Source organism: Sphingobacterium sp. E70, assembly GCF_019285695.1.
GTDB classification, from domain to species: domain Bacteria; phylum Bacteroidota; class Bacteroidia; order Sphingobacteriales; family Sphingobacteriaceae; genus Sphingobacterium; species Sphingobacterium detergens.
Window position 1 is genome coordinate 6033237 of record NZ_CP079104.1, and the last position, 13850, is coordinate 6047086.

General features: G+C 47.8%; 20 protein-coding genes and 2 pseudogenes. 19 read left to right on the forward strand and 3 right to left on the reverse strand.

Going from position 1 to position 13850, the window contains the following annotated elements:
* Window positions 1-59: 59 nt before the first annotated feature.
* From KUH03_RS43170 to KUH03_RS43260, 19 genes and pseudogenes are all read left to right on the forward strand, one after another.
* A complete protein-coding gene (locus KUH03_RS43170; RefSeq protein ID WP_257090719.1) occupies window positions 60-194 on the forward strand; it encodes a hypothetical protein in 135 nt (44 codons plus the stop codon).
* A 260-nt stretch (window positions 195-454) separates the two neighbouring features.
* Entirely contained in the window at window positions 455-865 is a 411-nt protein-coding gene (locus tag KUH03_RS43175; RefSeq protein WP_257090720.1) for an RNA polymerase sigma factor, read from the forward strand.
* Window positions 862-1029, forward strand: a complete 168-nt coding sequence (locus KUH03_RS43180; RefSeq protein WP_257090721.1) for a sigma factor-like helix-turn-helix DNA-binding protein — start codon at window positions 862-864, stop codon at window positions 1027-1029. Before KUH03_RS43175 ends, KUH03_RS43180 begins: the two co-directional genes overlap by 4 nt.
* 102 nt (window positions 1030-1131) lie before the next feature.
* Window positions 1132-1311: a hypothetical protein gene (locus KUH03_RS43185; protein WP_257090722.1), complete on the forward strand. Its 180-nt coding sequence runs from the start codon at window positions 1132-1134 to the stop codon at window positions 1309-1311.
* A 109-nt stretch (window positions 1312-1420) separates the two neighbouring features.
* Window positions 1421-2245: a FecR family protein gene (locus KUH03_RS43190; RefSeq protein ID WP_257090723.1), complete on the forward strand. Its 825-nt coding sequence runs from the start codon at window positions 1421-1423 to the stop codon at window positions 2243-2245.
* 247 nt (window positions 2246-2492) lie between these two features.
* Window positions 2493-2693 (forward strand): hypothetical protein, encoded by a 201-nt coding sequence (locus KUH03_RS43195; protein ID WP_257090724.1) that lies wholly within the window; start codon window positions 2493-2495, stop codon window positions 2691-2693.
* Between the two features lie 84 nt (window positions 2694-2777).
* Window positions 2778-2942 (forward strand): carboxypeptidase-like regulatory domain-containing protein, encoded by a 165-nt coding sequence (locus KUH03_RS43200; protein WP_257090725.1) that lies wholly within the window; start codon window positions 2778-2780, stop codon window positions 2940-2942.
* Window positions 2943-2986: 44 nt separating this feature from the next.
* Window positions 2987-4537 (forward strand): TonB-dependent receptor plug domain-containing protein, encoded by a 1551-nt coding sequence (locus KUH03_RS43205; RefSeq protein WP_257090726.1) that lies wholly within the window; start codon window positions 2987-2989, stop codon window positions 4535-4537.
* An 85-nt stretch (window positions 4538-4622) separates the two neighbouring features.
* Window positions 4623-5150 carry a TonB-dependent receptor gene (locus KUH03_RS43210; RefSeq protein WP_257090727.1) on the forward strand — a complete coding sequence of 176 codons (528 nt, stop codon included), beginning with the start codon at window positions 4623-4625 and terminating at the stop codon, window positions 5148-5150.
* 121 nt (window positions 5151-5271) lie between these two features.
* Window positions 5272-5787 (forward strand): hypothetical protein, encoded by a 516-nt coding sequence (locus KUH03_RS43215; protein WP_257090728.1) that lies wholly within the window; start codon window positions 5272-5274, stop codon window positions 5785-5787.
* A 17-nt stretch (window positions 5788-5804) separates the two neighbouring features.
* On the forward strand, window positions 5805-6260 hold the full coding sequence (locus tag KUH03_RS43220) for a SusD/RagB family nutrient-binding outer membrane lipoprotein (RefSeq protein ID WP_257090729.1): 456 nt from the start codon (window positions 5805-5807) through the stop codon (window positions 6258-6260).
* A gap of 23 nt (window positions 6261-6283) precedes the next feature.
* Window positions 6284-6646, forward strand: a complete 363-nt coding sequence (locus tag KUH03_RS43225) for a SusD/RagB family nutrient-binding outer membrane lipoprotein (RefSeq protein ID WP_257090730.1) — start codon at window positions 6284-6286, stop codon at window positions 6644-6646.
* Window positions 6622-7433 (forward strand): annotated as a pseudogene (locus KUH03_RS43230) (SusD/RagB family nutrient-binding outer membrane lipoprotein). Before KUH03_RS43225 ends, KUH03_RS43230 begins: the two are co-directional and overlap by 25 nt.
* A 23-nt stretch (window positions 7434-7456) precedes the next feature.
* Complete coding sequence (locus tag KUH03_RS43235) at window positions 7457-8569, forward strand: DUF1735 and LamG domain-containing protein (protein WP_257090731.1); 1113 nt, start codon at window positions 7457-7459, stop codon at window positions 8567-8569.
* Between the two features lie 76 nt (window positions 8570-8645).
* Window positions 8646-9152, forward strand: coding sequence for a glycoside hydrolase family 18 (locus KUH03_RS43240; RefSeq protein WP_257090732.1), 507 nt, complete (start codon window positions 8646-8648; stop codon window positions 9150-9152).
* A gap of 14 nt (window positions 9153-9166) precedes the next feature.
* A pseudogene (locus tag KUH03_RS43245) lies at window positions 9167-9601 on the forward strand (glycoside hydrolase family 18); the annotation flags it as partial.
* Between the two features lie 36 nt (window positions 9602-9637).
* Window positions 9638-10345, forward strand: coding sequence for a DUF1735 domain-containing protein (locus KUH03_RS43250; RefSeq protein ID WP_257090733.1), 708 nt, complete (start codon window positions 9638-9640; stop codon window positions 10343-10345).
* Window positions 10342-10743, forward strand: a complete 402-nt coding sequence (locus KUH03_RS43255; RefSeq protein WP_257090734.1) for a LamG domain-containing protein — start codon at window positions 10342-10344, stop codon at window positions 10741-10743. Before KUH03_RS43250 ends, KUH03_RS43255 begins: the two co-directional genes overlap by 4 nt.
* 44 nt (window positions 10744-10787) lie before the next feature.
* On the forward strand, window positions 10788-12218 hold the full coding sequence (locus tag KUH03_RS43260) for a BT_3987 domain-containing protein (RefSeq protein WP_257090735.1): 1431 nt from the start codon (window positions 10788-10790) through the stop codon (window positions 12216-12218).
* Between the two features lie 115 nt (window positions 12219-12333).
* On the opposite strand, the gene KUH03_RS43265 is transcribed toward KUH03_RS43260, so the two are convergent.
* The 3 genes from KUH03_RS43265 to KUH03_RS43275 are packed head-to-tail and all read right to left on the reverse strand — an operon-like array spanning window position 12334 to window position 13534.
* Complete coding sequence (locus KUH03_RS43265) at window positions 12334-12837, reverse strand: cation:dicarboxylate symporter family transporter (protein ID WP_257090736.1); 504 nt, start codon at window positions 12835-12837, stop codon at window positions 12334-12336.
* Window positions 12834-13130, reverse strand: a complete 297-nt coding sequence (locus KUH03_RS47605; protein ID WP_306429899.1) for a cation:dicarboxylate symporter family transporter — start codon at window positions 13128-13130, stop codon at window positions 12834-12836. The genes KUH03_RS43265 and KUH03_RS47605 overlap by 4 nt, the downstream gene beginning before the upstream one ends.
* Window positions 13028-13534 (reverse strand): cation:dicarboxylate symporter family transporter, encoded by a 507-nt coding sequence (locus KUH03_RS43275; RefSeq protein WP_257090737.1) that lies wholly within the window; start codon window positions 13532-13534, stop codon window positions 13028-13030. The genes KUH03_RS47605 and KUH03_RS43275 overlap by 103 nt, the downstream gene beginning before the upstream one ends.
* Window positions 13535-13850: the final 316 nt, after the last annotated feature.

Below are 13850 nucleotides of genomic sequence, written 5' to 3' on the forward strand. Positions count from 1 at the left end.
TTCGTTTAAAGGAACAAAACAAAATCCCACACGATCTGCCGATAATCCCGGACAGTCCTATGACTACTAATGCCACAGCTATCATGGTTGATTATGCCGAATATACCACGGTGGAGAAAAGAAAATGGCAGGAAATTATTGGGAGGCCAGTTGGAATCCGACACAGGGTAGGAAGGGCGGTTTTGGGGAATTAAATACCTTTGAATAGAAACCTAAAAAGACTGCGTTTATTTATTACATGTTTATTTAGTGGTGGTTTAGTTGAAGAGCGCCCGGTACTAATACCGGCGCTTTCTTTTTTAGGGCACTTGATTTTAACAGCCAAATTTTAGGACAATTGCAAATAAATCTTTAATATTGACAAATAAATCTTAAATGTTGACAAGTTGAGGCTGTATGTCCTCATGATCTACCCGAATGAATCGACGGACAAAAATATAGTTGAAAACAGCAGATGAAGCAGTATCGTAATCTTTCGGACCCGGAGCTGGTTAATCTTCTCAAGGCTAGCGATCATGCGGCCTATCTGGAAATTTATGACCGATATAAAACTGCACTGCAGCAGCATGCCTGGAAGAAATTGGGTCGCGCCGAAGATGTGCAAGATCTGATTCAGGATCTCTTTACTGAACTCTGGGTTAAGCGCGAAGTATTGACGCTGACCACAGGACTGGCCAATTATCTGTTTACAGCAATCCGAAACCGCTCGCTCAACCTGATCTATAAACGGCGCAAAGAAGCTCCTTACCTGGATTCGCTGCAGGAATTTATACGTGAAGGGAATTACCTGATTGACCTACAGATACGGGAAAAAGAATTCCAGGAGCTGATCCAAAAGAGGTGGACAGCCTGCCACCGCGGATGAAAGAGGTTTTCAAACTATGCCGCGAAGAAGGGCTCTCCCATAAGCAGATCGCGGAGCGTCTGGGTACCTCCGAGCATACGATTGCCAAACAAATGACCAATGTACTCAAAATTCTAAGGAAAAATCTGGGACCTTTCTATTTTATTATCTTTCTGATTATCTGATTTTTACCTGTTTTTTTATTTTTTTGATGATTCGATACTTGTTCGCATCCTGTTATTTGTCATAGGTATATAGGGCCAGCAATGCGGCCCTCTGAATAACCAATGAAAGAATCAGAAAAATTACTACTTAAATATCTGGAGGGACAAGCGACTCCCGAAGAACAGGCGATCGTCGAAAGCTGGTACCATCAGCTGCAGACAGCGGATGTTTCCGGTTTTGACGAACTGCAGAAACAGCAGCAGCTGGAGCTGATCCGGCAGCAGCTGCCGGGGTATCAATAAAGAAAATCAGGCGTTGGCCGCGTATTGCAGCGGCAGCAATCCTGCTGTTTGCATTTGGCGCTGGTATTTTTATTATAGTCAGTCTTCACACAACAATACGCTCGTAACTGTGCCGCAGCATAAAGACATCGCTCCCGGTAGCGTCGGTGCGACGCTTACGCTCGCCAATGGGAAGCAGATTCTTTTGGGCGAAGCAGGTGAAGGCGAGATCGCCCGTCAGGCAGGAGTCACCGTCACCAAAACAGCTGATGGTCAAATTCTATATCAGATCTTGGGTAACAGTACCAATGCACATAGTAGCAATACCTTATCCACAACCAACGGTCAGACTTATGTCGTGACGCTTCCCGATCAAACAAAGATATGGTTGAATGCCGCCTCGAGCCTGACCTACAGTACGGCACTCTATACCAGTAAGGGACAGCGTAGGGTGGAATTAACAGGCGAGGCTTATTTTGAAGTGGCAAAAGACAAGGCACATCCTTTTGTGGTCAAAACGGGTGATCAGGAGATCGAAGTACTTGGGACTCATTTCAATATCAATAGCTATGCGGATGAGGCAGCGATCAATACGACACTGTTGGAAGGATCAGTAAGGGTCATCCATGGACAACGGAACCAGATCATCCGTCCGGGACAACAGGCCATTGCCACGTCCAAGGGCATCACCGTCAGGGAAGTGGACATCGATGAAATTGTGGACTGGAAAGATGGCGACTTCTCCCTTAATCATATCAACTTTAAAACAGCAATGCGCAAAATTGCCCGATGGTATGACGTCGAATTTATCTATGATAGCAGCGTACCCGCGGATATGGAGGCTGGTGGCTGGATTTCACGCAAGAACAACCTGTCTGCCGTGCTGAAGTTAATTGAATCCTCGGGACTGGCCCATTTCAAAATCCAGGGCCGTAAGGTATATGTTTCTAAATAACCCTTATATAAACCCTAAAATGAATGATAAAATGAAAAGAGACTTCGGATAACCTATTAGATCCACAAGATTAACCAGAAGTGCCTGAAACACCCCTGGTTAAGATTTGGCCCAATCTTTCAATTGTTTACACATCCAGCTACCAAAGCCCTGGAAAGTCAAGGTATGCTGTATATTAACCAAACTAAACAAATGTATAAAAATATACAATTAAAATTGGTATAGATGGAATACTATGCCGTAAAATATGGCTGATTATGCGACTAACCACTGCCTTTCTCATCGTGTCGCTAACACACGTGAGCGCGTTGACCTCTGCACAGAAAATTACGATAAGGCGACAGCAGGCCTCTCTGGAATCTCTTTTGAAAGAGATCCGCAAGCAAAGCGGGTACGATCTCTTCTACGATGGACGGATTATTCCCAAAAATCAAAAGCGCAGTATTGATCTGTCTAATGTATCGGTCAGTGAAGCGCTGGAGACTGTATTGAAGGGCTGCCCCTGGCGTATACTGTTCATGCGAATACCGTCGTGCTGCGCCAAAAATTGCCTGCAAGCAGTCCGGAAACGGAAATGTTCATCCCGATACAGGGTATCGTACGCGACAGTACGGGACAACGTATTGCCGGTGTATCCATATTAAACCGAAATACCGGACAGAGTGGCGCAACGGACGCCGAGGGAAGTTTAACCTGAACGCCAGCATCGGCGATATTCTTGTTTTTTCCTTTGTCGGCTATGTGCGGCAAGAGCACAAAGTCGAGTCCGCAGAAATGCTCCAGATTGTCCTGCAACAGGAAGAAATGAAAATGGATCAGGTCGTGGTGACAGCTTTGGGTATCCGACAATCCGTCAAAGCACTGACTTATAATGTGCAGGAATTTAAAGGCGAGGAAATTACGCGGAATAAAGATGCCAACTTTGTGAACAGTCTGACCGGAAAGATTGCCGGGGTCACCATCAACTCAAGCTCATCGGGGATCGGTGGCGCGACAAGGGTGGTCATGCGGGGCACAAAGTCCATAGCCGGAAACAACAACGCACTTTATGTGATCGACGGTATTCCTATTCCGAATAACAATGGTGGCGGCACCAACGGTCCTTTTGAAGGAGTCGTCAGCGGGGAGGGGATCTCCAGCTTTAATCCCGAAGATATTGAAAGCATCACCGCCCTGACGGGCCCCTCCGCGACGGCATTGTACGGTAATCAGGGTGCCAATGGTGTGCTTCTGGTCAATACCAAAAAAGGTACCCGTGGTGACACCGAGGGACTGTTTGGCAATATCCGTGTCAATGTATCCCACAGTTCGGATTTCTTTACGCCTTTTGTAATGCCACGTTTTCAAAATACCTATGGTCAGTCTAATCCACAGGAATATGCCAGCTGGGAACAAAGCTGCCTCAACCTTCGGACTACCGGCCGCGGGACTTTTCCAGACGGGTTACAACATCAGCAATGGAGCAAGTATAGCTGGTGGTACGGAAAGAAGCCAGACACTTTTTCAGTAGGAACAAACAATGCTGAAGGTATTATCAGAAATAACACCTTTGACCGCTATAACTTTTACCTGCGCCACAACGCGCAGCTTTCAGATCGTCTCACCGCAGATTTCAGCGGAATGTACGTGCGTCTAAAAGACAATAATATGGTGGCGCAGGGTCAATACCAAAACCCGATCGTACCTGTTTACCTCTTTCCGCCGGGAGATGATTTTAAAAAGTATCAGGTGTATTCACGCTATGATCCAAACCGCTTGATTGCGACCCAGTTCTGGCCTTATCAGGATCAGGGCCTAGGCATGCAAAATCCCTATTGGATTACCGATGCCCAAAGTCGTGTATCCAATACCGATCGCTATATGATGAGTGTCACGGCCAACTACAAAGTGACAAACTGGCTTGATGTGACCGGCCGTGTCCGTATCGACAATAGTGTGCTGGAAAGCGAGACCAAAAGACCGGCCGGTACCTGGGGACTATTTGCTTCCGAATTTGGCTATTATCAGACCGGCAAGACGACGAACAAAAATACATACCTGGACCTGATTGCCAGTATGAAGCATAATTTTGCAGACAACCGTTTTTCTTTGCGGGCCAATCTGGGTGGAAGCTATCAGAAAGACCGTATGGACGGTTTAGGGGCGGGCGGTAACCTGCTACGTCTCGCTAATTTTTATTCTGTACAGGAAAATACAGATAATCCAGCGACACAGAGTTATAGTGCCACCGAGCTGCAGTCTGTTTTGCAACCACCCAACTGGGCTATCAGAATTGGCTATTTATGGACTTAACTGGCCGTTATGAATGGCCTTCGCAGTTGCCGTCGGGTTTTGCCACGACCTCCTCTTATTTCTATCCTTCTATCGGTATTTCGGGGTGATCAGCGATAAATGGAATATCTCCAAGGCGGCGATATCTTTTGCTAAACTTCGTTTCTCCTATGCCGAGGTAGGCAATCCACCCCGTTTTGGCGTAGCCAATCCGGTATTTTCTTTAGTAGACGATTCCTTCCGACCAGCCCCATTTGCAGACTACCGTCCGGAGCGGACAAAGTCGTACGAGGCCGGCATGGAGCTACGCTTCCTACACGACCGACTGTCACTGAATGCGACCGTATACCAGTCCAATACAACCAATCAGCTGCTCGAACAGCCCTTGTTGGGAAGCAGCATCTATACGGTGTTCTTTTATAATGCGGGTGATATCCGCAACCGGGGAATTGAGGCGAGCTTGTCCCACCGTGGCAAATTTGGTGCCCTGGACTGGACATCAGGCCTGGTCTTTTCACTGAATAGAAACCGTGTCATGCGTCTTTCAGAAGGTTTTATTAATCCGGCCACGGGTGAGCCTTATGAAAATGAGCAGCGCCGTGTTGGTGGTCTGGGGATTTTGAGAATGTGCTGACCGTAGGCGGTTCAATGGCCGATTTTATGTTTCCCAGGTACTGCGGGAAGATAATCAGGGTAACCTATGGGTAAATCCTGGCGATGGTTCGATCGGTCGCACAACAATTCCGCGGCGCTATGTGGGGCGTGCCATGCCGGATTATACCTTGGGCTGGAACAATCAATTTTCTTACAAAGGTGTAGACCTTTCCTTTCTGATCGATGCCCGGGTAGGGGGAATAGGCGCTTCCTATACCCAATCCATTATGGATGCATTTGGCGTTTCGGAGCAGTCGGCACTGGACCGCGATAACGGCGGTGTGATGGTCTATGGTAGCAAATACCCCAATGTACAGGGCTACTACAATCTATTGGGCAACGGTGCGAGCGGTATGGCAGCTTACTATATTTACAGTGCGACAAATGTTCGCTTGCGTGAAGTTGCCCTAGGGTATAATCTTCCGGCCAAATGGTTTGGTCCAAAGGCACCAAATATTCGTGTGGCGCTAACGGGCAGAAACGTATTTATGTTTTACAATAAATCACCATTTGACCCTGAATCGACTTCCTCTACGGGTACTTATGATCAGGGGATAGATTATTTCCGCCAGCCCAGCTACCGGAGTTTTGGTTTCAGTGTCCGCGCTCAGTTTTAACCTTAACGTACATAACAATGAAAAATTCATATAAAAGATATAGATTTCGGATGTTGGGAATCGGCTGCGCGGTATTGACCGTACTCGCTGCTGCCTGCACCAAAAATTATGCTGAATACAATACCAATCCATATAATGCCACACGTGAGCAGATGGAAGCCGACGGTTACCTCACGGGACGCAATTTTCCGATTATGATCAATGCTGTTGTCCCGGCCGCTGACGCCGGTGCCGGTACCAATTTTGTAAACAGCTACCAAATCGCATTTAATCTTGCCGCAGATTGTTATTCGGGCTACATGGCCCAGGCAAACAACTGGAACGGAAATACCAACAACCTGACCTATGGCTTCAACCTGACCTGGGTGAACGAGCAGTTTAACCTGACGGGCCGGTTGCTCAATGCCTGGAAGCAGGTCCAGGAGGCAACAACACTCTCGGGTGATTCCTGCAGTTTTCTGTTGCACAGCTGATCAAGATCACAGGCATGGTACGCATGACCGATAGTTATGGTCCTGTTCCTTATTCGCAGATCCCGACAGGCACCTTCACCCCGGCATACGACAGCCAGGAAAGTCTATACCGAACTTTTATCGGCGAACTGGGACGTGCGGCAAATCTGCTGCATCAACGTGGGGCAGCAGCGGGGACACCGCTGGCACCATACGACCAGATTTATGCGGGCAACTACCTGCAATGGGCAAAATATGCCAATTCATTGAAACTGCGTTTAGCGATTCGGATGGCTTATGTCGATCCGGCGAATGCCAAACGCTTTGCCGAAGAGGCGGTCAGCCATCCTGCAGGCCTCTTAACAGCTGTGGGGATGCGGCCATACAAAAGCCGGCGGCGGGATTAAATTTCAAAAATCCCTTACGCACCTTAACCCAGGATTACAATGAAGCACGGATGGGCGCATCCATGGATTCCTATTTACGTGGTTATGGCGATCCGCGGATCGGGGTATTCTTCGCAACTTCCACTGTACGTCCCAATGAATATGTAGGAGTGCGTACAGGCATCAATGTGGTGCCGGCGGTGTATCAGCCCTTTTCACAGCTGAATGTGACCAACGACACAGGCTTGCCCTGGATGCGGGCATCTGAAGTTTATTTTCTCCGTGCTGAAGGTGCATTGCGGGGCTGGAACATGGGGGCAATGCGCAGTCCTTGTACGAAACTGGTGTTCAGCTCTCTTTTGCGGAGTTAGGGGTAGCGATGCCTACAGGTTATCTGTCCAATGCGACGGCAAGACCGGCAAATTATACCGACTATGCGCCGGGCAGTGCCTACAGTACGGCTTCCTTGGGCGGCAGTACCATTCGATGGAATGAGGCGGATAACTTTAATACCAATCTCGAGCGTATCATCACCCAAAAATGGATCGCCATGTACCCCAATGGACAGGAAGCCTGGGCAGAATTCAGACGCACGGATTTTCCGAGGTTATTTCCCATAGCGCTCAACCGGAGCGGTGGAACAGTCAATAGTACCGTACAGGTCCGCCGCTTGCCTTATCCCTTACAACAATATCAGGAGAACGGTGCACAGGTCGCGCGAGCATTGACCTTGCTCGGGGACCCGATAATGGTGGTACGCGGGTCTGGTGGGATGCCAAACCGAGGTAATGGACGATTGATTATTTAATAGACTATGGTTATGAAAAAATATTGGATAAAAAGATTCCTTTCGTCCTGTTTGGCTTGCTCTGTTGCTTGCTGGCAGGATGCCGGAAATCAGCTGTGGAGCAGCGTGGAATATACATCACCCGTGCACAGGTTAACCCTTTTGTGGGATTGTCCGTGGATAATACCGGTGGTTCCTTGTCTGTAACGGCAAGTGCCTCCGCGGTCGTCAATCAGGACTTGGATGTCATTTTTCGTATCAATCCGGCGCTGGTGGACAGCTATAATGCACAGAACGGCACAGATTTCAAGGCATTGCCCGCCCAGCTTATACGGTTGAGTGCTACTCAGGCAGCTATCCGTCGTGGCTCAAGTGTATCAGACGCAATACAGATTGAGATACTCCCATTGGCGGGAGCCGTTGAAGTCGGTACACAATATTTGGTCCCTATTGAAGTAGCAAGTGTTTCTTCTAATGACTTTCCGATTCTGGAGAGTTCCAAAGTGCTTTATGCACAGATCCAGCAAGTGCTGGTGAATCCAGCCCTGGACTTGTCGCAGGCCAATGGTGTCAGTTTTGCCATTCCGGATCCGATTAGTAACCTGAACGCTTTTACCGTAGAAATGCGGGTACGCGTGACAAGCGGACCATTCCGCAATAATATGACACTCTTTGCAGCTTATCCGGATGAGATCTATTCCCGTTTTGGTGATGTCGTGATATCACCCGATCAGCTGCAGATCAAATATAAAGGTGTACAACCGGCATCCCGGACTCGTTTTTCGGTCAATCAATGGTACCATATTGCTTATGTATTTGACGGGCAGGCCAACAGCTTTCGCATTTATGTCAACGGTGTCGAAGATGCTGCTACAGTAGCACCTCCGGGAAGTACTTTTAATCTCAACCAGATGTTTTTTGGCGCCAATGGCAACCCCATTCAAGTACAGGAATTGCGTTTCTGGACGCAGGCGCGCACGGGCATTCAGCTTTTGAATAATATGTGTGCTGTAAATCCGCAATCGGATGGCTTATATGGCTACTGGAAGTTTGATGCTGGCCAAGGGAATACGATCGCTGACGCGACGGGGCATGGACATACGGGAACAGTCAATGGGACCCCGCTGTGGGTCACCGGGATCCGCTGTCCGGAATAGAGGTGTAAACAAAAATTGAAAACACAATGAAAACAATTAAAAATCTGCTATATACTTGTCTTTTGCCGGGACTGCTTTGCTTGCTGCCTGCGAAAAGCAGAATATCCCGGTGCCGGAGCCGGTCACAAAACTGGTTCCTGTCGGAAGTGATGAATATTACGAAAACTTACGGGCATACAAGCGCAGCGACCATCAGATCTACTTCGGCTGGTGGGGTGGACTTGGGACGCCGGGGAGCCCGGAGACGGTCAGTGTAATAGACCAGATTCCCGACAGTGTAGACATCGTTGCATTTTGGGGTGGGATGCCACCCATTGGCTCACACAATTTTGAGACCATGCAACGGATACGGCAACAAAAAGGAACACGATTTGTCATCACAAGTTTTGGCAGTGGCGTGGAACGGATTATGCGGCAGAATGATCCTGAATTGGTTGAAACAAATGTCATGCAAGCGATAGATAATGTCGCAAAAGCCATTGCCGATACAATTGCTTTATATAATATTGACGGATTTGACCTAGATTATGAACCTGGGGAACTTGCAGAAGTCAATTCCTTTTTGGAAACCGTTATGCCGTAAATGGCAACAACCCACATGTATTGCGGCTGTTTCAGGCCTTAGGAAAATATCTTGGCCCGGCATCGGGGACCGACAAGCTACTGATTATTGATGGATACAGTCATCCCGGTGTGGCACCCTATTACAATTATTTTATGCAACAGGCCTATGGTTCGAGTTCACCCTCGGTTCTCCAGGGCAGACTGCTGAACTATGGACTTGGTGAGTGCCCGCCACATAAATTTGTGCCCTGTGAAAATTTTGAAAATTGGTGGCGGGATGGCGGTGTAAATTTTACCGATCCACGACTGGGCACGATCCCCTCGCTGCTGGGCTTTGCGTATTGGAATCCGACAGAAGGGCCTAAGGGCGGCATTGGAAGCTACCATACCGAATATGAATATCCGAATAATCCAGATTATAAATGGACCCGACAGGCCATACAGATTATGAATCCCGCAGTACGTTAATTGAAGGAGGTAATATCATGAAAAAAGAATATATAGTTGGCTATTCAGTTTTTAATGGGCAGTCTATTGTTTGCCTGTAAAAGCGATGAAGTCAATACAAACAGTGTTTATTTAACCTTAGCGGAAGTCAATAACACAGCAAGGCTGACGGTAGATAATACCGGTGGAGCACAGGCTTTCACGGTCACAGCCACACAGCCCACTGCACGGGCGGTGACAGCGCAAATAGCGGTAGATACCACATTAATTGCAGCCTACAATCAGCGTTTTGGCACAGCCTATCAGGCGCTTCCACAGGGATCTTATGCACTGTCTGCCAATGAAGTACAGATACAACCCGGCATGACCGTGTCCGATGCAGTCAGCCTCCGAGTGAATGGAACCGAGCTTTTTGAGGTCGGCAAAGCCTATATGATGCCGGTTACGGTTCGTAATGTATCCGGAATACCACTAATAGAATCTTCCAGAACACTTTACCTGATTATCAATCAGGTGACAATTACTACGGCAGCATCACTTAACGGTAATTATTTTAAAGTGGATTTCTCACAGAATAATGATGCATTAAAGGCTATGCCAGCTATTACGATGGAGACGCGGATCATGGTCAATCGTTTTCAGGCGGGCTCACCCTTTATCAGCAGCATTATGGGCATCGAGGAAACCTTCCTGTTGCGTTTTGGAGATGTGACTGTCCAGCCCAATCAGCTACAGGTATCGGGGGCCCAACTTCCACAAATGTGAATTTTACGTTTAACACCGGAACTTGGTACCATATTGCGGCAGTTTATGACGGCAGCCAACTCAAAGTTTATGTCGATGGGGTACTTCTGGCGACGACAACGGCGAGTCGAACCGTGGATCTGACAAATATGTGGGAGGACGGTTTTCACTTTGGGCGTTCGGCCCGGGGTCGCGGATTAAATGGTGCTATTAGTGAAGCGCGTATTTGGTCCAGAGCATTGACGCAGGCTGAGGTTAGCAATGGAAAATGTGGTATAGACCCGGCCAGTGCGGGGCTAATTGGCTACTGGAAATTTAATGCAGCGGAGGGAAGGACCGTACGTGATATCAGTGGCCACAACCGCGATGCGGTTGCTGCCAGCACAATTCAATGGGTGCCCAATGTACGTTGCGAGTAGGCGTTTAGACAATAAATAATTATTAACGATAGATAAGAGATCGTATGAAAAGATATTTAAATAAACTGCGTACCTCAATTGTACGCAGTATAGGCTGGATAATCCTGGTCTGCGCAATAGTCAGTTGCAGTAAGGATAATATGAGTACACCAGAGGACTTGATTATTTATATGCCTGCCGGTGCTACCTATAATACTGCTGACGCCAGCTATGTCACGGCGCGCAGCAATGTGCTCGCGGGAGCGGGGACAGCTTTTCCGGTATTATTGACACGGGCCTTTGACCGGGAAGTACAGGTCACAGCAGCCATAGACACCTCACTGCTTTCCGCATATGATCTGGCAAATAAGACGCAGTCTCCGGCTTTTCCTGCTGATGCTTTTGTGTTAACAAACACCGGTCAGGTCCGTATTCCTGCCGGGCAGGAACGTTCCGTTGACTCATTGCACATCACATTGGGACAAACGAGCAATCTGGACTTCAGCAAGCAGTATGTGGTGCCAATACGCCTGGCCAGTACAAATTCCGGTCTTCCTTTGAGCAGCAACAGGCAGGTCATGTATTTGCGGGTACGATTTAACCAGATCACCACACAGCTCAATGGCGCGCCCAGCAACCGTGTCATACCGATTGTGATCAACCGTACACCCACTGGTGATGTAATCAGCGGTAATTTAAATCTGACAGCGGGCGTAAATACAGCCTTTGGTCAGGCACTGATTGTGGCGCTACGGGATCGGCAGGATCTGCTGGCGGGATATAATCAGGCCAACCAAACAAATTATGTGGCTTTTCCGGCGAACAGCTTTGCTTTCAGTCCGGCCAGCGTTTCCATTGCCAGCGGAAGCCTCAATGCTGCAACACCATTTGCGTTGGCACTGCGCAATACCACGAGTTTTGTGCCGGGCCGTAGTTATCTGTTGCCTCTGGGTATTGCAGACGAAGGGCCAGTAGCACCGCATGAAACCCTAGGTCTTGCTTACCTTTCAGTGGATGTACAATTGCAGAATATCAATCCAGCCAATCCCGCACCTGTGGGCAATCGGGTAGACCGGACGGCCTGGACGGCAACAGCCAGTTCCACGGACAACGACTATGCTCCGGGGCACCGGCATTGGTGTTTGATAACAATGCGGCGACCGGCTGGCATTCGGCATTGGCCTTTGGCACAGCGCCAGCGGTTACCTTTACGGTGGATATGCAAAACCAAAAATATAAGCGGATTTACCTTTACGCCACGATATTGGGATTACTTTGGTTCAACGTATATTTCGGCGCCTACAGCGATGCGTGTGGCCAGCAGCAATGATGGGGTCAACTGGACCGTACAAGGCTCTTATACGGGCAGTATGCCTGCAGGTACAGCGGCTAATCCCCAACTTCGGAATATCAGTTTCTATGCGCCGGTGCAAGCGCGTTATTTCCGCTTTACACTGACAGCTTATGGACAATATGCTGGCGGTTTTGGGAATTAAACGCCTTTGAGTAGAAACCTAAAAAGACTGCGTTTATTTAATATATGTTTATTTGGTGGTGGTTTAGTTGGGAGTGATTGGCGGGCGCGCCATCACTCCTTTTATGAAAACAACTTTACTGGCGGCGCTGGGCTATCTTGGAGATACTCGCTCCGGCAACGGCAATACTAATAAAGTTGGTGACCGACCGGGCTTCATTCATAAAACGGTCCACGCTATAGAGTAGGGCAATATCTGTTAATGGAATCTTCCCGAATTTATTGAGTGTGAATATAAGTGCCAGAAATCCGGAACCGGGCACGCCCGAAGCGGTCTTGGACGTAAAAGTGATAATAACAAACAACAACAGATAGTCGCCAAAATCCAGTGGAATCTGGTAAAACTGCACTAGAAAACAGCAGGCCACAGCGAGGTAGATGCATGCGCCAGCAAGATTAAAATTATAGCCCAAGGGAATCACAAACCGTAAGATTTTACGGCTATAGCCTTCGGATTCCAATTTCTCAAAAATAAGCGGAAATGCGGCTTTTGACGAAGAAGTCGTGATCACAAGCAGGATTTCCTCTTTGATGTTGACCAAAAAGCGGAGCAGATCAAATTTCAACACATAGGAGATCAACCGAGTACAACCACGATAAATACAATATCTGCCAGGTATACGGTGGCCACAACCTTGCTCAGCGGCAATAAAGTATCTACACCATACACCGCTACCCCATAAGCGATATTACAGAGGATAATCAAGGGCAAAATAAAATAGAGGTATTTAATAAAGGTATAAAACAGCTGCTGTCCCTGGTCGAGTACGTTCAGAAAGCGGGTTCTTCTTTTGAAAAATTCATCAGTATTCCCACGATAATGGAAAAACTGAGAAAGATACCGTGCCTGTTGACGTATAAAAAGGTATGTAATTGCTGATCATCCAATTCAAATTGATCGGGCAGTGAGGGACTGCCTGCTGCAAGACGAATCCCGGTGTCAGCACCAGGCTGAATAATAAAGCCAAAGAAAAAACCCAATGCAATGGCGATCGTACTGATTGTTATAAAATAAAGCAGCACCTGCCATACAATCCGACGCGCATTGCTGAGGTCTGCGAGTTGACAGATACCATGGGTCACCGCCATAAAAATAACGGGAAGGATAAGCATCTCCAGGATCATGAAAAAGTAACGGCTTACACCACCAAGTGCGCGGCTTACCTCTGGTGCAAAATACCCCATGGCAACACCGGCAATCAATGCTAAAAACACGTATAATGTTAGATTTTTGAGGTAGGGGCCAGTAAAAGTTTGCCTTGCATAAAAGAGGTTCATCTGAAAATCGCGCTATCTAAGTCTTTATTTTACTAGTGAAATATAATGAAATTATCTCAGATTGTAGGGTTAAATAGTGCCCAGCATGACGGCAGCCAATAACATAACAAGCGAGGATCCTATGGCCCATTTTAACGTGTACCGGAGATGGTCTGCATAATCTACACCCGCGAGTGACACCAATAAATAGGTGGAAGGAACCAGCGGGCTCAGCAGGTGAGAGGCCTGACCGACAAGACTAGCACGCCCCAGTATATCAGCTGGGATTCCCAGTTTATGACCTGTTGCGGCGACAATAGGCAGAATACCAAAATAA